Here is a 19,008-nt window from a genome sequence, read left to right as displayed (position 1 = left end):
TCAGTAGTCGGTGCGCTCGCGGCGGCCCATCACCCTGCGGACCAGGAGGGTCAGCACGACGGTGAGGACCATGGTGAGGACGGCGGCGGCCGAGGCGATGCCGTACCTCGGCACACCGTCGGAGGGGAAGGCCCCCGCGTAGGCGTAGACGGAGAACGTCCACAGGTCGGTGGGCGGCAGGCTGCCCGCCGCTCCCGCGAAGACCAGCACGAACTCGAAGGTCTTGAGCGCGCCGATCGCCCACAGCACCGCGCACACCCCGATGACGTCCCACATCAGCGGCACCGTGATGTGCCAGAACCGGCGCGCGGCCGAGGCGCCGTCCAGCTCGGCGGCCTCGTAGAAGGCGCGCGGGATGCGGTCGGCCGCCGCCATGAAGATCACCGTGTACGTCCCGGCCGCCAGCCACGTCATGCCGGCCATGACGGTGGTGAACATGTTCTCCGGCGCCAGCCACAGCGGCGGGTCGGGCACCCCCAGCGACTTCAGGACCGAGGTGGCCAGCCCGTCGGGGTCCAGCAGGAACCCCCACAGGATGGCGATCACCAGCCCCGGCACCAGGCTGGGGAAGAACACCACGGCCCGCACGAACTTCCGGCCGGCCATGTCCTGCAGCAGCATGGTCAGCACGAAGGCGATGACGAAGACGGCCGCGCCCACGCCGAACAGGATCTTCATGGTGTTCGCGAACGACCGGCCGAAGACGGGGTCGGCGACCATCTCGGTGTAGTTGCCGAGCCCCGCCCACTCCATGGGGCCGGCCCCGGCCCAGTCGTTGAAGCTGATCCAGACGGTGAAGACGCTCGGCACGATCATGACGAGCGTGTAGCAGATCAGCGCGGGAAGCAGGAACGGGCCGATCATCCGGCGCCTGGCCGCCTCGAAGGGCCCCACACCCTCCCTCCGTACGGCAGGCCGCGCCGGCGCGCGCTCCAGCAGGCGTACCGCCATCAGCCCTTCGACTTCCAGTAGGCGGCGGCCTGCTCGGCCATCCTCGTGGTGAACTCGGCCGCGCTGATCTTCCCGAAGAGCAGCTGGTCGCTCAGCGGCAGCAGTACCTTGCTGGTGAAGTCGCCGGAGTCGACCACGTCGGCCTTGTTGATCTCACCGCTGTCCAGCGCCTTCTTCAGGTCGGCGATCTGCGGCGCGGCGGGCACGTCCTTGCGCACCGACATCTCCAGCGCCACGGTGGATACCTTCTCCTGGTACTTGCGCTGCAGGAAGAAGGCGACGAAGCGCTTGGCGTCGGCGGCGTTGCGCGCCTTCTTGGGAATGCCGAACCCGGTGGTCGTCACGTTCAACGTCGGCGTCTTCCCGGCCACGGCCGGGAAGCGGAAGGCGCGGAACTCGAAGCCGGGCGCGGCGTACGGCGCGACCTCCTTGGGCAGGTAGGTGCCCTGGTAGAGGAAGTCTGACTCCCCGCCTGCCCATTTCTGCTGCATGGCGGGGAACTTGGTGGCGTTGAAGCCGTCGGGGAAGTAGCCGCTCTTGGCCAGGTTCTCCACCATCGTGGCCGCCTGGAGCACCTCCGGCTTGAGCCAGCCGCGCCCCGTACGGTCGGGCGCGAGCGCGTGCCAGCCCTCGTCGCCCATGATCGCGCGGGCGAAGTGCTCCAGGTAGCGGGCGTTGTAGTTCGGGATGCTGCCGTCCTGCCCGAGCGGTTTGCGGCCCTTGGCCTGCTGCGCCTCCAGCAGGGCGGTGAACTCCTCCCACGTCTTGGGGGGCGCGGTGACCAGTTCGGGAAAGGCCTTGCCGTTGAAGAACCAGCCGTAGGTGGAGACCTGGTAGGGGACCTGGGTGACCACCCCGTCGGCCGAGGTGGCCATCCGCCGGTAGGCCTCGCCGACGGTCTCGGCGACGGTGGCCTGCTCGCCGTGGACCTTGGCCTGGTAGACGTCGGACAGGTCGAGGGCGGCCTTGGTCGCGGCGAACTGCCTGGTCAGCTCCCTGTTGTTGCCCTCCACCAGGTCGGCGGGCACGTGGTCGGTGTTCAGGCTGGGCAGGAACGTCTTGACCGCGGTGCGGCCCTTCCACTGGGTCCTGACCTTGACGCCCGTCTCCTTCTCGAAGTCGGCGGCGGCCTCGGCCAGCACCTTCTGGTTGGGCTCGCCCTCCGACCACATGCTCCAGACGGTGATCTCCCTGTCGCCGCCGCCCGAGGCCTGGCCGCCGCAGGCGGTTAACAGGCAGACGGCGACGATCGCGGCTCCGACCTTCATGGGGACCGCCCTCTCAATTAAGACATAGGACAGATGTGTGTGCCCACCGTACAGCGCTTCCGCCCAGGGTCAAGAGGCATTCCAGCGCGGCCGATTCCTTGACGGCCCGTGGAGCGGCGGTTACATTCCGGCCAATACTTCCGTCCTAGGTCCTAGGAAAGGATCGTCGTGACGCATCAGGAGACCTCCCGCCGCTCGGTCTTGGCAGGGCTCGGGCTCGCCGCCGCGGCGGCCGCCCCCATGGTGGCCGTTGCGCCGCCCGCCCAGGCGGCCACCCCCGAGAACGCCGCCACCGTCAACAGCATCAACCTCTACCCCGCCGACGCCTACGGCGCGGTCGCCGACGGCGTGGCCGACGACTCCGCGGCGCTGCAGCGGGCGATCGACGCCGCCGCCGCGGCCGGTGGCGGCACGGTGGTGCTGCGGGCCGGCAAGCAGTACCTGCTCGGCAAGTCGCTCCAGCTCAAGACGGGCGTCGCGCTCGCCTCCGACCGCGCCCGCGCCACGCTGGCCCTCACCAGCGGCTACGCCGATCCGCACGTGCTCGCCGTCAAGGACGTCTCGGTGGTGACGCTGCGCAACCTCAAGCTGGACTGCGGCGAGCGGCGCCCGCTCCTGGCCGGTGTGCACGTCACCGCGAGCACCGACGTGATCCTCGACAACCTGCACGTCGAGGGCCTCACCGCCGGCGCCTACGACCGTCCTTCCGGCGTGGGCTCCACCGCGCTGGTGCGGATCGGGGACTCCCACCGGCTCCAGGTGGTGGGCTGCCGCCTGACCAAGGGCTACATCGGGCTCAACGTCGTCGGCAACTCCACGCACATCCTGATCGACGACTGCGACGTGCACGACCTATCCCAGTTCGGCATGCACGTCCACGGGACGGTCGCCTCCCACACCGAGCACCTCACCATCAGCCGCTGCCGCGTCGAGCGCATCGGCGGCGGGCCGCACCCCGAATTCTCCGGTACCCCGATCTACATCACCTCCGGTGGCACCATCCATCCGGGGGCGCAGAAGCACCGCTTCGTCAGGGCGACCGACAACACCCTCACCGGCAACTACAAGGCCTTCAAGTGGGGCGGAAACGCCGACATGATGGCCATCTACGACATCCACGACGGCTTCTTCGATCGCAACGTGATCTTCGGCGGCGGCGACGCGGGCCTGTCCACCGACCGCTGCCGCAAGCTCGTGATCGCCAACAACATCATCGGCCACTGCAACACGGTCGGGATCAACGTCTGGGAGGCCGTCGACTGCACCGTCGTCGGCAACGTGGTCTACAACAACTACCAGAACTTCGACGGGCACCTCATCGCCGAGGACCGCGGCGGCATCAGGACCTACGCGAGGGACGGCAAGAAGTCGGAGAACGTCGTCATCGTCGGCAACCGCAGCTTCGACGACCAGGCCACCAAGACCCAGGACTTCGGCATCTTCATCCACCCGCGCACCAGGGGCGTGGACATCGGGGCCAACACCCTCACCGGCAACAAGACGGGCCTGTTCAAGACCAAGTCGGCCGAGGACATCACCTTCTCCTTCGTCGTCACCCTCGACGCCCTGCCGACCACGGGCTGGTGGGACAAGAACATGGTCGTCCAGCTGCGCAACCCGGCCGCGGGCCAGCCGTCCCGGTGGATCTGCACGGTGGCGGGCACCCCGGGGACCTGGCGGCCCGAGGCTTCCCTGGACGTCCCGGCGGTGATCACCGCCACCCCCGCCTACGCCGGACAGCTGGCCCTGGCGAACAACGCGCTGTACGTGGCCAAGGGCACGGCCTCGGCGGCCGACTGGCGCAAGGTCGGGGACCTCGCGTGACAGGTGCACCGGACGCGGCGCGCCCGAGGACCCTCCTGCGCCGGCGATCCCTGCTGGGCGGCGGCGCGCTGACGGTGGCGGGCGCGGCGGCCACCGTCGCCGTCCCCGCGGCCGTCCCCGCCGCGGCGGCCTCCTCGGCGGCGCCCGCGGGAGTGTCCGCGGTGTACGCGCAGTACGTGCGGCGGGAAACCAGACTGCGGCTCTGGACCAGGCGCGAAGGGCACCGGTGGATCCGCTACGACCTGCAGCGGTTCACCGCGACGGGGATCAGCCTCGACGCCTGGCGCCTGCAGGAGGTGTTCGCGGTCGACCTGTCGGCCGACGTCCCGGGTCCCGGCGTCGTCGAGACGAACCCGGCGCGGCTCGCGACGCCCGCCAACTACGAGTACGCCCTCTCGCTGCAGGGGGAGAGTCATATCGGCGGCATGCACGGCTTCGAGCTCTCGCGGGGATCGCTGGTGGTGCTGGACGGGCGTGCCATGTCCGTCGACGAGCTCCCCGAGTACGTCTCCGCGGCCGAGTTCGAGCTGGCCCAGGAGAACGACCTGCTCTCCCGCGGCGACAGAGGCGTGGTCGGCGACCTGCGGGTGCGCCACCTCGTCACGTCCGCCGGGCTGCGGCTGCGCTGGAGCCTGACCTGGCGGCAGGCGCGGACGGTCGCGAACGCCTACGGCGCGATGCTTCCAGCCGACAAGAACGCCGCCGTCTCGACCAGGTGCAGGTTCATGGGCGAGGCGCGCGAGCACGACCTCACCGTTCCCGGACGGCCGCGCGCCGACGCCTACGGCGTGCAGATGTACAACAGGAGCAACGGCCTGGCGCTCTCGGTGGAGCTGACTCCCGACTTCCAGGCGGGATACGCCCACGCGAGCGGCTCGGGGATCTGGGTCAAGACCGACCAGCCGGGCTACAACAAGGCCTACCCCACCCGCGTCTACCCGGGACAGCTGGAGGACGTGGCGGAAGGCGCGACCTGGCGGCTCGACGCCACCTACCGCTTCGCCTGCCCCGCCTGATCAGCCTGGCCTGACCGGCCTGCCTGACCTGCCCGGCATGACCTGCCCGGCCTCCAGTCTGACCGGCGTGACCTGACCGAGCATGCCCGGCGGCCGCCTCCCGCCGCCGGCGCGTGCCCTGCCCCGCCGCCCGTCCCGCCCCGCCGCCCGTCCCGCACGGGTGCCCTCGCGTACTCGTGCGGGACGGGCGGCAAGGCATCCGAAGCGCCCCGGGGATCAGCCCGGCTTGACCGAGACCCCGGTGCGGGCCGACTCGTAGACCGCCAGGACCAGGGCCAGCGCCGCCCTTCCGTCGGACGAGGTGACCTCGGGGGCCCGGCCCTCGCGCACCGCCGCGACGAAGTCCTCCAGCTGCAGGCGGTGGGCCGCCGCCCCGAGCCTGGCCGGCGGCTCCGGCTCGGCGCGGTCGTCCTCGCCGACCCTGAAGGCGGTGATCACCTCGTTCTCCACGACCGCGTGCCCGGCGTCGCCGTGCACCGAGACGCGCACGCTGTTACCGCCGTGCGCGGCCGTCGTGGCGAACAGCCGGCCCAGCGCGCCGCCCGCGAAGCGGACCACGGCCGCCGCGGTGTCCTCCACCTCGATGCCCTCGTGCGCCAGCAGTCCCGCGTACGCCGACACCTCCTGGGCCGGGCCGAGCAGCGCCAGCATCAGGTCGACGACGTGCACGCCCTGGTTCATCAGCGCGCCTCCGCCGTCCAGCGCCCACGTGCCGCGCCAGCCGCCCGAGTCGTAGTAGGACTGGGGTCGCCACAACGTCACCTCCGCCGTTCCGGACGTGAGGCGGCCGAGCTCGCCCGCCGCCACCGCGGCCCCCACCTGGCGGAACGACGGCTCGAAACGGCGCTGGCTGATCACCGTGACGGTCCTGCCCGACTCGCGCTCGGCCGCGATGATCCGGTCGGCCGCCTCCAGCGTGATGTCGATCGGCTTCTCGATGACCACGTGCTTGCCCGCCCGCAGCGCGGGGACGGCGGCCTCGGCGTGCAGGCCGCTGGGCAGGCAGACGACCACGGCCTCGATGTCGTCCCTGGCGTACAGCTCGGCCGGGTCGCCGTGCGCGTCCACGCCGTGCTCGGCGGCGAGGCGCGTGGCCCGTTCCCGGTCGGTGTCCGCGACGGCGGCCAGCTCCGCCGTACCCTCCATGGAGGCGATGAGCCTCGCGTGCAGGGCTCCGATGACCCCGCACCCCACGATCCCGAATCGCACGGTTCTCCCTTCAAAGATCTGACCTAGGACTCTAGTTTTCTGCCTCCCATAGGTCAATAAGTCCGGATTCATGGCAAAGGGAGGTCCTATGTCATAAGCTCGCGGGCACATCGAGCGATCGGAGCAGCGGATGCGACTGGGCCTCATCGGCATCGACAACACCCACGCCGACCACGCCGTCCGGCACCTGAACAAGGAGCACGCGCTGGGACCCGCCCGGGTCGTGGCCGTCCAGGGCGGCACGGGCGAGCAGGCGGAACGGCTCGGCGTCGCCACGCACGTGCGGCACCCCGAGGAGCTGATCGGCCTGGTGGACGCGGCGATCGTCATGGACAGGGACGGCTCCCTGCACCGCCGGCACGCCGAGCCGCTGCTCAAGGCGGGCATCCCGGTGTTCGTCGACAAGCCGCTGGCCACCACGGTCGCCGACGCGGAGGCGGTCATCGCGGCGGCCGCGGCGGGCGGTGTGCCCGTCACCTCCTACAGCGCGCTGCGCTGGCACCCCGCCGTGTCGGCGCCCGCCGAGCTCGGCGAGGTGCGCGCGGTCGTCGCCACCGGACCCGTGCAACGCGACAGCCCGTTCGGCGGCATCGGCTTCTACGGCGTGCACGCGGTGGAGGTGGCCCTGCACCTGCTGCCCGTCCCCACCGCGGCGCCGTCCGTCCAGGTCCTGCCGGGAGTGGTCCTGGTGACCGTCGCCGCGGGGGACGGCCACGCCGTCGTCACCCTGGTCGAGCGCGACGCTCACACGGCTGTGCCCTTCCATCTGCAGGTGGCCGGCACCAAGGCGGTGGCGGCCGAGCGGCTCGCGCTGGGCCCGGACTACACGCTGCCGTCGCTGCGGCGCTTCGCCGACATGGTGCGCACCGGCGAGTGGCCGCTGTCGGCCGAGGAGCTGCTCGCCCCCGTGCGCGTGCTGGAGGCGGTCAGCGCCGCGGTCAGGAACGCGTCGATCTCGGCCTGAGCGGCGGCCGCGCCCTCGGCCGCCGTCCGGTAGAAGAAGCCGTGCTCGGCGCGGGGGAGCGTCACGACCCTCGCCGAGGGCAGGAGCGCGGCCAGCGCGTGGACGTGCGCGTGCGGGAAGTAGCGCTCCCTGCCCACGACGACGAACAGGAACGGCGGCGCGCCCGCGTGCGCGAGCGTGCCGGGGTCGGCCGCGCGCCCCTCCGCGGCCAACTCTTCGACCGCGGGGGCGATCTCGGGATGCATGCCCTCCCATGGGAACGGCGTGCCGGGGCCGTTGAGGCTCACGCACGCCAGCGGCGCCTCGCCGTCCGGGTGGCCGCCCCGAGGGCTGTCCTGATGCCCGTCCGGGTGCCCGTCCTGATGCTTGTCCTGATGGCCGGCACCATGGCCGGACAGGGCGAACAGCGTGGCCAGGTGCGCGCCGGCCGAGCTGCCGACCAGCGCGACGGGCCGATCGCCGAGTCGTCGCCGCAGCGTGCGGTAGCCGTCGGCGACGTCGGCCGTCATCTCCGCCAGCCGCCCGCCGACGCGGTAGCCGAGCGAGGCGCTCGTCACGCCGCGGCCGGCCGCGGCGCGCATCTGCTCGTGCCACTGCGTGCGGTCGCCCGACCGCCAGCCGCCGCCGTGGACGAAGCAGAGGACGTACGGCGCGCGTACGTGGTTGGGCTCCAGCAAATCGAGCCGGCGCCGCTCGTCGGGCCGGGAGCGGCGCGCCGCCGGGTGGTGGCCGTCCGCGGGCGGCGCGGCGTCGTAGGGCAGGGTCACGATCTTCACGGCAGCCCCCAGGATGTGATGAAATGAGCCAGCAGGTAGATCCTAGGTCCTAGGTTGGTGAGATGCGTTCGACAGACGTCTCGGTCCGCGAGGCGGCCGCCGCCTTCCACGACGTCCGGCTCGACCACCCGTTGCGCCTGTCCGGCGCGACGGTCGACAGGTTCACCCTCGCCGTGGTGCGGGTGACGGTCGAGGACCGCGCGGGTCGCGTGGCCTGGGGCGAGGGGGCGAGCGTGCTGTCCGTGCCGTGGTCGTGGCCGGTGTCCGGGCTGTCGTGGACGGTACGCGACCTCGTCTTACGCCGGTTGACCGAGCGGCTGGCCGCCGCCGCGACCGAGGTGGGGTCCGGCGACCCGTTCGCGATCCACCGGGAGCTGTCCGAGGCCGCCGCGTGCGCGCGGCGCGACGGGGCGGAAGCGGCCGGCGGCCCCGAGCCGGTGCCCGAGCTGGCCGCCGCCCTCGCTCTCGGGGCCGTGGACAACGCCGTCCACGACGGATGGGCGCGGGCCGCGGGAGCCCCGGCCACCTCGCTGTACGAGGGCCTCGATCTCGGCCCGGCCCGCCGCCGGCTGCCGGTCCAGCACGTCGTCGGGCTCGACGACCCCCTCGAAGCAGATCCCCTCGAACACCCCCGCGAACCGGACCCCCTCAAACCGGACGCGGTCGAATCGGGCCGCCTCGAGTCGGGCCCGCCCGGCCGGGATGACGTCGCGCCCCCGCGCCGCGCGGCCGTCCGCCCGCTGCGGGAGTGGCTGCGCGCCGAGGGCATCGCCCACGTCAAGATCAAACTCTCGGGACGGGACCCCGCCGCCGACGCCCGCCGCGTCATCGAGGTGCACCGCGTGCTGCGGGAGAGCGCCGGCGCCCGGCACACCGTCTCCCTCGACCCCAACGAGGGCTACCAGGAGCCCGCCGCCGTCCTCGAACTCCTCGACGCCCTCGACGGGAGCCCGGCGTGGGACGCCCTCACCTACCTGGAACAACCCGTCCCGCGGGACGCGCCGCCCGACCCCGGCGGCATGCGGGCGATCGGCGCCCGGCTGCCCGTCCTCGCCGACGAGAGCCTGGCCACCGAGGCAGACCTCGCGCGCCTCGCCGCGGCCGGCTGGAGCGGATCGGTCATCAAGGCCGCCCGCGGGCAGAGCCTGGCCATGCGCAGCCTCGCCCACGCCCGCGCGCACGGCATGCGCGTCGCGCTCCAGGACCTCACCGCCGTCGGCCTGGCGCTGGTCCACTCCGCCAGGCTCGCCGCCGCCCTGCCGCTGGACTGGCAGGCCTTCGAGTACAACAGCCGCCAGTACGCGCCCCGCGCCAACGGCGACCTGCCCGCCGAACTCGTCCGGGTCCGGCAGGGGCACGTCGTCCCGGGACCTGCGCGGCCCGGCATCCACTGACCCAGGAGTGACCATGCAGGTGGGATGGATCGGTACCGGAACGATGGGCGAGCCGATGGCCGGCCGCCTCCTCGCGGCCGGGCACGCGCTGATCGTGCACAACAGGACGGCGGGCCGTACGGCTCGGCTGGTCGAGCTGGGCGCCCGCGCGGCGCCCACGGTCGCGGCCGCCGGCGGGGAGGTGGTGATCACGATGCTGCCGGCGCCCCGCGAGGTGATGGACGACGTCCTGGCGAACGCCGTCCCCGGCACGGTCGTCGTCGACTGCTCCACCTCGGCGCCCGACCTGGCCAGGCACTGGGCCGAGGAGGGGGAGCGGCGCGGCGTGAGCGTTCTCGACGCGCCCGTCAGCGGCGGCCCCGCGGGAGCGAAGGCGGGCACGCTGTCGATCATGGTGGGCGGCGACGCGTCGGCCTTCGCCCGGGTCAGGCCGCTGCTGGAGACCCTGGGCACGACGGTCGTCCACCACGGCCCGCCCGGCTCCGGCCAGCTGGCCAAGCTGGTCAACCAGACCGTCGTGGCGGGCGCGACGCTGGCGGCGTGCGAGGCCTACGCGCTGGCCGTCCACGGCGGCCTCGACATCGCCAAGGTGCTCGCGTCGGTCGGGCTGGGCGTGGCGGGCTCGCCGCTGCTGGACTTCCTGTGGTCGCGGCTGGCCGCCGCCGATCTGGAGCCCGGCTTCAAGCTCGACCACCTGCTGAAGGATCTGCGCCTGGTGCACGAGGCGGCCGGCGAACTGCCGATGCCGGCGACGGAGCGGGCCGGCGAGCTGGCCGAGCGGATCCGCGCCGTGTACGGCGGCGAGCGCGGCACCCAGGTCCTGGTCAAGGTGGCCGAGCGGTGATCGTCGACTCCCACGTGCACGTCGGCAGGTGGAAGTATCCGCCTCTGGAGGAGTACCTGCCGGCCATGGCGCAGGCGGGGGTGGTCGCCGCCGTGCTCGTCCAGTTCGTCGGCAACACCGACAACGCCTACCTCACCCGCTGCGTCGCGGCCGATCCCGCCAGGTTCGCCGCGGTGGCGATGGTCGACACCGACACCCACGGGGCGCCCGCGCACGTCGCCAGGCTGGCCGCCACCGGCCACGTCAGGGGCGTCCGGCTGTGGGCCTCGACCAGGTCGCCCGGCCCCGACCCGCTGGCGCTCTGGCGCGCGATCGCGGCGGCGGGGCTGGTGGCCAGCGTCAGGGGCCCGCTGGCCGACATCGCCCACCCCGGCTTCGCCGGCCTGCTGGCCGAGCTGCCGGGCCTGCGCGTACGGCTGGAGCACGTCGGCTTCACCACCTACCCCGACGCCGACCGCCGCGCCTTCGACCGCTTCCTGGCCCTGGCCGAGCGCCCGCTCACCTACACGATGTGGGCGGGCTTCCACGCCAACAGCGGCACGCCGTACCCGCACGCGGACGCCGACGCCTACCTGCGCGAAACGGTCGCCGCCTACGGCGCGCACCGCATCACCTGGAGCGGCGACTGGAACCGCCCCGACCCCGGCCCCGGCGACTACGCCGCCGCCGTCAGGCACGTCCTCGAACGGCCCTACCTCACCGAGGACGACCACCGGCTCATCCTCGGCGGCACGGCCCGCGAGTTGTTCGGGCTGGCGCCGTGACCCGGAGCGCGGGCCTTCGGGTGGGGATCGTCGGACCCGGCGGCATCGCCGAACGGCACGCCGCCGCGCTGGCGCGGGCGGGCGCGGTCCTGGCCGGCGTCGCGGGGCCGGACAGGGAGCGGGCCAGGGCGTTCGCCGTCGCGCACGCCACCCCCGGGTACGGCCCGCCCGCCGTCCACCCGACCGCCGACGACCTCTACGCCCAGCCTGGCCTGGACGCCGTCGTCATCGCCTCCCCGCACGCCTGCCACGCCGCCCAGGCCGAGGCCGCGCTGCGCGCCGGGCTGCACACCCTGTGCGAGATCCCCGTCGCGCTCGGCCTGCGCGAGGCCGAGTCGCTGGCCAGGACGTCCGCCGAGACGGGCAGGTACCTGGCGGTCGCGCACACGCTGCGCCACTGCGCGCCGTACCTCGCCGTGCGGGAGCGGATCGAGGAGGGGCTGCGCGTGACGCACGTCGTGGCCCGCACGCTGATGCTGCGCCAGCGCGACACCGGCATGAACGGGCGCCCCCGCGACTGGACCGACGACGTCCTGTGGCACCACGGGGCGCACACCGTCGACGCGGCGCTGTGGTTCCTGGGCGCCGGCGAGGTCTCGGTGCGGGCGGCGCGCGGCGAGCCGTGGCAGGGCAGCGGCAGGCCGATGGACGCCGCGGCCGTGCTGCGCGCCCCGGACGGGGCGCTGGCCACGATCGCCCTGTCGTACCACGCGCGGCTGCCCGACAGGGACATCGTGGTGATCGCCGAGGACCGGACGCTGCGCCTGAGCGGCGGCCGCCTGTACGGCACCGCAGGCGTGCTGGTCGACTGCGGCGACGCCGACCGGATGGAACGCGAGGGCCTGTACCGGCAGGACCGCGACTTTCTCACGGCCGTCACCGAGGGCCGCCGCCCGCGGTGCGTGGTCGCCGACGTGCTGCCCGCGATGCGGGTACTCGACAGATGGAGGAGTCAGTGAACGAGATCGCCCGCATGGTCACCGACGAGGCGGCCACCGCGATGGCCGGAGCGAGGATCGCGCTGCTGCCGATCGGCTCCACCGAGCAGCACGGCCACCACCTGACCTACGACACCGACTACGCGATCGCCGTGGCGTTCGCCCGGCGGCTGGCCGAAGACCTCGGGCAGACGGCGGTGCTGTGCCCCGGCCTGCCGTACGGGCTGTCGGAGCACCATCTGGGCTTCCCCGGAACGCTCACCCTGCGCCCGGAGACGCTGCTCGGCTTCCTGCGCGACGTGGCCGAGTCGATCGCCCAGTCCGGGCCGCGCAGGATCGTGGTGGTCAACGGGCACGGCGGCAACGTCGACGCCGTCCGGCTGGCCGCGCGGGGCCTGCGCCGCGACAACGGCATCGTCATGGCGCACCTCATGTGGGCCGGCCTGGCCGCCGACGTGATCGCCCGTGAGGTCGGCAGCGAGCGGTACGGCCACGCGTGCGAGGCCGAGACCTCGGTCGGCATGGTGCTGGCGCCGGAGGTGGTGCGGCACGACAGGATCGGCGAGCCGGGCCGGCCGCTGCCCGTCCCTCCGCACGCCGCGCCGCCCGCGCCCCGCGTCGACCTGGCGTTGCAGTACCACCTGCTGTCGGGCTCTGGCGCGCTCGGCGACGCCAGGCACGCCTCGGCGGAGCTGGGGAAGGCGATCGTCGCCGTCGCCTACAGCCGGGCCCTGGAGTTCGCCAAGGCGTTCGCCGACGAGGAGGTGTGAGGGTGCGCGTCCTCGTCGCGGGCGGTTCCGGCGCGGTCGGCGCGCTGGTCGTGCCCGAGCTGGCCGCCCACCACGACGTGACCGTCATGGATCTGCGGCCGCCCGCCGCGGGCGTGCCGTACGTGCGGGGCAGCGTCACCGACCACGACGACGTACGGCGCGCGGCCGAGGGCCACGACGCGCTCGTCTACCTGGCCATGGGCAGGAAGGAGGGCTGGCGCGAAGGTGACGCGTGGGTCGACAGCCACTTCGCGGTCAACGTCACGGGCCTGTACGTCACGCTGCGGGCCTGCGCGCAGGCGGGGGCGCGGGTGGCCGTCCACGCCAGCAGCATGTCGGTGTTCGAGGGGTACGCCACGCGCGACTACGAAAAACGGCCCGAGCCCGACGCCGTCGACGCCTACGGCCTCACCAAGCGCCTGGGCGAGCAGATCTGCGAGGCCGCGGCCCGCGAGCACGATCTGACCGTCACGGCGCTGCGCCTGGTCCACCCCATGCCGGACGAGGAGTGGCAGGCCTACGCCGGTGACCACTCCGACCTGGTGACGGCGGCCGGCGACGCGGCCGCGGCGTTCGTCGCCGCGCTGGAGCGGCGCGGTCCTGGTTTCGCCGCCTACACGATCACCGGCGACTACAGGAGGAGCCGGCTCGACTGGACCCCGGCGCTGCACGACCTGGGGTGGTGGCCGCGCGCCCGCCGCCGGTGACCCGCGCGCGCCCGCCGCCGGTGACCCGCGCGCGCCCGCCGCGGCGAGGGCGCCAGGGCACGCGCGTGCCGGTCCCGCACGGGAGTGACGGGACCGGCATCAGGGTCGCACCCGCTAGCTCGAACGCTGGCCGCGTCGCAACGGGAGCGAGGACTTGGCCAGCCGGTGCGAGAGTGCCCCGCCGCCCGCCGTCCGCCTGGTCCATGCCGACGACTGGCGCGTCGCCTTCGAGGGCTGCTGGACGTCCGGTGTCTCGGACTCGCCACGCAGGGCGTGCTGCTCGCGGGTCTGCCGCGACTTGGAACTCACACCACCACCTCCCCGATATGCGAGTTATGTCCGTTTCTGGGAGGGTGAAACGCGGCTGATGGCCAGCGCCGCCGCCCTGATCGCGCCGGCAGGCCAGAGCCGGGCGCCGCGCCAGGCCGCCCGCCCCGAGGCGGGGGCGACGATGATCGCCTGGTTGCGGGCGACGCCGCGCATGATGTCGGCCGCCAGCGAATCCACGGGATACAGCCGCCCCTGCGCCCTGACCGCGGCGCTGCGCGCCTGGGCGCCCGTCTCCGTGTACGGCAGGCCCGGATTGGCGTTGTCCAGCAGCGGCGTGTCGGTGAACCCGGGGCAGACCACGCTCACCCTGACCCCGTGCGCCGCCGCCTCGGCGCGCAGCGCGGTCGAGAGCCCGACGACGGCGTGCTTGGTGGCCGTGTAGGGGAGCATGAGCGGCGCGGGCACCAGCCCGGCCAGCGAGGCGGTGTTGACGATGTGGCCGAACCCCTGCTCGATCATGATCGGATAGGCGGCGTGCACGCCGTGCACGACCCCGCGCAGGTTGACGTCGATCGTCTTGTTCCAGTGGTCGAGGGTGAGCTCCTCGGCGTGCCCGCCGACCGCGATCCCCGCGTTGTTGAAGACGAAGTCGAGCCTGCCGTGGCGGCGTGCGACCTCCTGGACCGCGGCGCTGACGGCGGCGGCGGAGGTGACGTCGACCTCGGCGTGGTCCACGGCGGGAAGGTCGGGCGCGGCCAGGTCGGCGACGGTGACGGCCACGCCCCGCGCCGTGAGCGCCTGGGCGAGCGCCCTGCCGATGCCGGAGGCGCCGCCGGTGACGAACGCCGTCCTCACCGGCGCGGCTCCGCCCAGATCCCCATGACCTGCCAGATCCGCCTGGTCACCGGGTTGACCAGGCCCAGTTCGGCGCAGAGCGCGCGGGTCTTGCCCACCGAGTCGCGGATCTCCGCCTTGAACTCCTGGTTGCCCGTGTAGACCTCCTCCACCACCTGGGGCGGGATCTTGAAGGCGCGGATCATCGGCCCGGGAGGGGAGAGCATGATCCTGGCCATGAAGCCGAGGATCACGGGGGACAGCACGCCGAGCGCGAAGCGGCGGTGGCGGGGCATCCGGGGCACGCGGCGGCGCAGGTAGTGGCGCGCGAAGGAGATGTGCCTGGCCTCCTCGGCGATGTGGATGCGCATGATGGTCTCTTCGAGCGGGTGGTGCCGGTAGCCGTCCTTGAGCACCTTGCGCTGCACGTGGTCGATCGGGTCCTCGCCGCCGAGCACGAAGACGAAGAACAGCTCGGTGGAGATCAGCGGGATCCACGGCGCCACCTGGGCCAGCAGGGACAGCGGCCCCGGCATGCCGCGGATCGGGAGCTTCGTGCGGTTGACGAACTCCTGGAACATCATCCCGTGATGTCCCTCTTCGATGGTCTCGTGGTAGACGTAGCGGAACTCGGGCGAGCCGTTGGGCAGCCGGTAGGCGTAGTTGAGCAGCCCCCGCTTGAGCAGGTTCTCGAACTGCAGGCCGATCTTCATGGCCGTCGCCACCCGCCACAGCCCGATGCGCGCCCTGGTCTCCGGCGAGCGGCTCCGGTACCAGGGGTGCCGGCCGAGCTTGTCGACCGGCGGCAGTTCCCACCGGGGGTCGGCGGGGTCGATGAGGAAGTCGGGGTCGTCCCATGGGATGTCGACGTAGGGCTCCCAGTGCTTGTCGACCGATGCCTTCGACAGGCGCTCGATGACTGCCTCGTAAGCGCGCTTCTCCGCGACCGACTCGTCGCGTTCCCTGGCGGCGGTTGAGCTCGGTGCAGCTGTCATGGCCGCAATTGTACGGAGAATCCAATAACTACGAAAGGTCCTCCGCCGCGATGCAGAGCTCGGCGGCCGCGGCCGTGCGCACCAGTTCGGCGATCCTGCGCCGCGACAGCACCTTGCGGTGGACGGTCACCTGGACGGCCAGGCCGTCCACGAGCGACAGGATGCGCCAGGTGGCCGCCTCCGGGTCGGCGCAGACGAACGCCCCCGAGGCCCACGCCCTCCTCCACGATCGTCCGGAAGGACTCCTTCCAGCGCAGGTCCAGACGGCGCGAGGTCTCCTCCAGGTCGTCGCTGCGCATCGACTCCGCCCAGGCGTCGATCCACACGCGCCACATCTTGGCCGAGCCCGTGGGGGAGTAGATCTTGAGCAGCGTGCGCAGCCGCTCCACCGCGGTGCCGCCGGAGCGCTCCAGCCGCGCGAGCGCGTCGAGGTCCCGCCTGGCCGCGTAGGCGAAGGCCTGTGCGAAGAGTTTGTCCTTGGTCTCGAAGTGGTAGAAGAGCAACGCCTGGCTGACGCCCGCCGCCCGCGCGATGTCGAGCGTCCTGGTGTGCCCGAAGCCCTGTGCCGCGATGACCTCGCAGGCGCTCTTGAGTAAGTCTTCTCGCCGCAATCGGCTGAAACCACGTGTCACAGGGGGAAACTGTATTACCCGTGGTAACCGTTGCGTAGAGGAAGATGTAGGACAAAGCGGGCGCCTACGAGGGAGTCGGCGATCTTGAGCGTACCGCCGTGCGTCCTGGCGATCTCCCTGGCGATCGGCAGGCCCAGGCCCGTGCCCCCGGCGTCGCGGTTGCGGGAGGCGTCGAGCCTGGTGAAGCGGCGGAAGACGATCTCGCGCTGGTCGGGTGCGATGCCCGCGCCGTCGTCCAGCACCTCGAGCATCGCGTCGCGGCCCGCGGACACCGACACCTGGATGCTGGTCTCGGCGTGGCGCTCGGCGTTGTCGAGCAGGTTGGTGAGCAGCCTGGCCAGCCGCAGCCGGTCGCCGGTCACCACCACGCCCCGCTCCAGATGGCGGATGATCGTCTTGCCCCTCGATCGCCGGGCCAGTTCCTCGGCCACCAGCACGCCCAGGTCCACGGGCTCCCTCGCGCCCGGCGCGCCCGAGTCGAGCTTGGTCAGCGTGAGCAGGTCGGCCACGATCGCCTGCAGCCGGTCGATGCTGGACAGCAGGGCCTTGCTGGTCTGGGGCCAGTCGGTGTCGTCCGGATGCAGCATGGCCTCCTCGACCTGCGTCCGCATGGCGGTGATGGGGCTGCGCAGGTCGTGGGAGGCGTCGGAGGCGAACCTGCGCTGCTGCTCCACCGCCGCCTCCAGCCGGTCGAGCGTCTGGTTGACCGTCTCGGCCAGGTCGGAGATCTCGTCCTCGTGGCGCGAGGGCGGGACCCTGCGGCCCAGGTCCGTGGCGGTGATCTCGGCCAGCTCGTTCTTGATGGTCTTGACCGGGGCCAGGGCCCTGCGCACGGTGACCCACGCGCCGGCCGTGGCCAGCCCGGTCAGGACCACCACGGCCAGCCCCACCCCCAGCAGGTACAGGGGGTGGATGTACCAGGGGACCACCGGGGCGTAGGAGTTGACCATCCAGTAGCCGTCGCCCACCTTGGCCCGGTAGGTGACGGCGATCAGGCAGTGCTCGCCCGGCACCAGGCGCGTGCAGATGGTCGTGTCCACCCTGCCGTCGTCGCCCGTGGCGTTCACGTCGACCAGCAGCGGCTTGCCCGTCAGGCGGGCGCTGGCCTGGCGGACGATGCCGTGGTCGTCGGCCACCTGGATGAGGTCGATCTCCTCGGTGGGGGTCAGCGGCTTGAGGCGGTCGGGCGCGAAGGACTCCACGTTGAAGGCGACCCTGTGGCTGGCCGCGGCGGCCTGCTCGGTCCGGTAGTCGTGCAGGACCACATGGGTCAGCATGGTGACCAGGACGGCGGTGACCAGGCAGCCGGCCAGGGCGGTGATCCCGGCCAGGAGGGTCAGCCGGCGCCGTACCGACCAGGTGGTCAGCATGCTCAGCCCGCCTTCGCGGGCAGCCGGAGTACGAAGCGCGCGCCGGTGTCGGAGTCGGCCAGTCCCAGCGAGCCGCCGTGGGTCTGGGCGATCTCGCGCGCGATGGCCAGGCCGAGCCCGGTGCCTCCGGCGTCGCGGTTGCGGGAGGCGTCGAGCCTGGTGAAGCGGCGGAAGACGAACTCCCGCTGGTCCGGCGGGATGCCGGCGCCGTCGTCGAGGACCTCCAGCACCGCGTCGGAGCCCTCGTTGTAGACCGAGACGGTGAGCGCGGTCTCGGCGTGGCGTTCGGCGTTGTCCAGCAGGTTGGTGAGCAGGCGGGCGAGCCTGAGCCGGTCGCCGTCCACGACCACGTCGGGACGCAGGTCGAGCTTGACCTCCTTGCCGTGGGGCCGGCCGCGCAGCTCGTCGGTCACCAGCTGCGCCAGGTCCACCGTCTCGACCGTCTGGGGCTCACCGGCGTCCAGCCTGGCGAGGGTGAGCAGGTCGGTCACGATGGCCTGCAGCCGGTCGAGGCTGGCCAGCAGCGCGCGGGCGATCTCCTCCCAGTCGGCGTCGCCGGGGTGCAGCAGTGCCTCCTCCACCTGCGCGCGCATGGCGGTGATGGGGCTGCGCAGGTCGTGGGAGGCGTCGGAGGCGAACCTGCGCTGCTGCTCCACCGCCGCCTCCAGCCGGTCGAGCGTCCTGTTGGCGGTCCTGGCCAGAGCGTGCAGCTCGTCGGGGTTGGGTGGGACCGGCACCCGCTGGCCCAGGTCGGTGGCGGTGATCTCGTCCAGCTTCTGCCTGATCGCCTCGACGGGCGCGAGGGTCCTCTCGACCGTGCGGGAGGTGCCGAACCAGGTCAGCACGGTGAGCGCCGCCGAGATGCCGATCAGGAACGCCAGCACCCACGGATGCACGTACCAGGGCACGGTGTCGCCGAAGGCGTACACCAGCCAGTCGCCCTCGATCTCGTAGACCCTGAAGACGGTGACGATCTGGCACGGCGGATCGAACACCGTCAGCCCGCACACCACCTCCGTACGGCTGGCGCTGTCCTCGTCCGGCATGAGGGTGAGCAGCCGGTCCTTGCCCATCAGGTTGGCCGTGGAGGCCACCACCTCGCCGTCGAGGTTGATCACCTGGATGCCCTCGACGTCGGTGACGATCACGGAGGTCAGGTCGCCGCGCTTGACCAGGTGGACCACGCGCAGGGCCGCGCTGGTGACCTCCTGGGTCCGGTAGTCCACCGCGGCCTTGTGCAGGCCGACGAGGACGAGGCTGTTGACCAGGACGCAGAGCGCGGCCACGCCGACCGTCGCGATCAGCGTCAGCCGTGAACGGACCGAACCTGCGTACCGTGCGATCACACCTCTCCCCCTGGTAATCAGATGATCACACTAGGTGCCCTCGGCTCTAATTAACGGAGATTCATTAACAAATCAGGACAAATCTCTGCACTAGGCGGGTGGAGGCGGGCTGATTAGAGTAAGTGAGCACTGATAC

At 72.4% G+C, this 19,008-nt stretch carries 17 protein-coding genes and 2 pseudogenes; 9 read left to right on the top strand and 10 right to left on the bottom strand.

Features of this window, described 5'->3' with window-relative positions; all coding sequences use genetic code 11:
- Both ACWDLG_RS26555 and ACWDLG_RS26550 read right to left on the bottom strand, forming a co-directional pair.
- Positions 1-951, bottom strand: coding sequence for a carbohydrate ABC transporter permease (locus tag ACWDLG_RS26555; protein ID WP_449924654.1), 951 nt, complete (start codon positions 949-951; stop codon positions 1-3).
- On the bottom strand, positions 951-2,219 hold the full coding sequence (locus tag ACWDLG_RS26550) for an ABC transporter substrate-binding protein (protein ID WP_449924651.1): 1,269 nt from the start codon (positions 2,217-2,219) through the stop codon (positions 951-953). The genes ACWDLG_RS26555 and ACWDLG_RS26550 overlap by 1 nt, the downstream gene beginning before the upstream one ends.
- A 168-nt stretch (positions 2,220-2,387) precedes the next feature.
- Between ACWDLG_RS26550 and ACWDLG_RS26545 the strand changes: the two genes are divergently transcribed.
- Complete coding sequence (locus tag ACWDLG_RS26545; RefSeq protein ID WP_449924648.1) at positions 2,388-4,043, top strand: right-handed parallel beta-helix repeat-containing protein; 1,656 nt, start codon at positions 2,388-2,390, stop codon at positions 4,041-4,043.
- Positions 4,040-5,059 carry a hypothetical protein gene (locus tag ACWDLG_RS26540; protein WP_449924645.1) on the top strand — a complete coding sequence of 340 codons (1,020 nt, stop codon included), beginning with the start codon at positions 4,040-4,042 and terminating at the stop codon, positions 5,057-5,059. Before ACWDLG_RS26545 ends, ACWDLG_RS26540 begins: the two co-directional genes overlap by 4 nt.
- Before the next feature lie 216 nt (positions 5,060-5,275).
- On the opposite strand, the gene ACWDLG_RS26535 is transcribed toward ACWDLG_RS26540, so the two are convergent.
- Entirely contained in the window at positions 5,276-6,268 is a 993-nt protein-coding gene (locus ACWDLG_RS26535) for a Gfo/Idh/MocA family protein (RefSeq protein WP_449924642.1), read from the bottom strand.
- 130 nt (positions 6,269-6,398) lie between these two features.
- Between ACWDLG_RS26535 and ACWDLG_RS26530 the strand changes: the two are divergent.
- Positions 6,399-6,734: pseudogene (locus ACWDLG_RS26530) on the top strand (Gfo/Idh/MocA family oxidoreductase); the annotation flags it as partial.
- A gap of 356 nt (positions 6,735-7,090) precedes the next feature.
- Here ACWDLG_RS26530 and ACWDLG_RS26525 read toward each other — a convergent pair.
- Positions 7,091-8,008 (bottom strand): alpha/beta hydrolase, encoded by a 918-nt coding sequence (locus ACWDLG_RS26525; protein ID WP_449924640.1) that lies wholly within the window; start codon positions 8,006-8,008, stop codon positions 7,091-7,093.
- 62 nt (positions 8,009-8,070) lie between these two features.
- On the opposite strand from ACWDLG_RS26525, the gene ACWDLG_RS26520 reads away from it, so the two are divergent.
- Genes ACWDLG_RS26520 through ACWDLG_RS26495 form a run of 6 tightly spaced genes read left to right on the top strand, consistent with a single transcriptional unit; the run spans position 8,071 to position 13,425 of the window.
- Complete coding sequence (locus ACWDLG_RS26520; RefSeq protein WP_449924637.1) at positions 8,071-9,402, top strand: enolase C-terminal domain-like protein; 1,332 nt, start codon at positions 8,071-8,073, stop codon at positions 9,400-9,402.
- 13 nt (positions 9,403-9,415) lie between these two features.
- The gene (locus ACWDLG_RS26515; protein ID WP_449924634.1) at positions 9,416-10,246 is read left to right on the top strand and encodes an NAD(P)-dependent oxidoreductase; all 831 of its coding nucleotides are present in this window, start codon (positions 9,416-9,418) and stop codon (positions 10,244-10,246) included.
- The gene (locus tag ACWDLG_RS26510; protein ID WP_449924631.1) at positions 10,243-11,010 is read left to right on the top strand and encodes an amidohydrolase family protein; all 768 of its coding nucleotides are present in this window, start codon (positions 10,243-10,245) and stop codon (positions 11,008-11,010) included. The genes ACWDLG_RS26515 and ACWDLG_RS26510 overlap by 4 nt, the downstream gene beginning before the upstream one ends.
- 20 nt (positions 11,011-11,030) lie before the next feature.
- The gene (locus ACWDLG_RS26505) at positions 11,031-11,969 is read left to right on the top strand and encodes a Gfo/Idh/MocA family protein (RefSeq protein ID WP_449924628.1); all 939 of its coding nucleotides are present in this window, start codon (positions 11,031-11,033) and stop codon (positions 11,967-11,969) included.
- A complete protein-coding gene (locus tag ACWDLG_RS26500; RefSeq protein WP_449924625.1) occupies positions 11,966-12,718 on the top strand; it encodes a creatininase family protein in 753 nt (250 codons plus the stop codon). The genes ACWDLG_RS26505 and ACWDLG_RS26500 overlap by 4 nt, the downstream gene beginning before the upstream one ends.
- Positions 12,715-13,425: an NAD-dependent epimerase/dehydratase family protein gene (locus tag ACWDLG_RS26495; protein ID WP_449924622.1), complete on the top strand. Its 711-nt coding sequence runs from the start codon at positions 12,715-12,717 to the stop codon at positions 13,423-13,425. The genes ACWDLG_RS26500 and ACWDLG_RS26495 overlap by 4 nt, the downstream gene beginning before the upstream one ends.
- A 114-nt stretch (positions 13,426-13,539) precedes the next feature.
- Here ACWDLG_RS26495 and ACWDLG_RS26490 read toward each other — a convergent pair whose 3' ends face one another.
- From ACWDLG_RS26490 to ACWDLG_RS26465, 6 genes and pseudogenes are all read right to left on the bottom strand, one after another.
- Positions 13,540-13,734, bottom strand: a complete 195-nt coding sequence (locus ACWDLG_RS26490; protein WP_354904644.1) for a hypothetical protein — start codon at positions 13,732-13,734, stop codon at positions 13,540-13,542.
- A 24-nt stretch (positions 13,735-13,758) separates the two neighbouring features.
- On the bottom strand, positions 13,759-14,550 hold the full coding sequence (locus ACWDLG_RS26485) for an SDR family NAD(P)-dependent oxidoreductase (RefSeq protein WP_449924618.1): 792 nt from the start codon (positions 14,548-14,550) through the stop codon (positions 13,759-13,761).
- Positions 14,547-15,524 carry an AurF N-oxygenase family protein gene (locus ACWDLG_RS26480; RefSeq protein WP_449924615.1) on the bottom strand — a complete coding sequence of 326 codons (978 nt, stop codon included), beginning with the start codon at positions 15,522-15,524 and terminating at the stop codon, positions 14,547-14,549. The genes ACWDLG_RS26485 and ACWDLG_RS26480 overlap by 4 nt, the downstream gene beginning before the upstream one ends.
- A 28-nt stretch (positions 15,525-15,552) precedes the next feature.
- Positions 15,553-16,156 (bottom strand): annotated as a pseudogene (locus ACWDLG_RS26475) (TetR/AcrR family transcriptional regulator).
- Between the two features lie 14 nt (positions 16,157-16,170).
- The gene (locus tag ACWDLG_RS26470) at positions 16,171-17,526 is read right to left on the bottom strand and encodes a sensor histidine kinase (protein WP_449924612.1); all 1,356 of its coding nucleotides are present in this window, start codon (positions 17,524-17,526) and stop codon (positions 16,171-16,173) included.
- Positions 17,527-17,528: 2 nt separating this feature from the next.
- Positions 17,529-18,872: an ATP-binding protein gene (locus tag ACWDLG_RS26465; protein ID WP_449924609.1), complete on the bottom strand. Its 1,344-nt coding sequence runs from the start codon at positions 18,870-18,872 to the stop codon at positions 17,529-17,531.
- Positions 18,873-19,008 lie beyond the last annotated feature (136 nt).

Source organism: Nonomuraea sp. NPDC003727, assembly GCF_053586935.1.
Note: the sequence above shows the minus strand (reverse complement) of the source record. Positions and strands in the feature narration are given on the sequence as shown.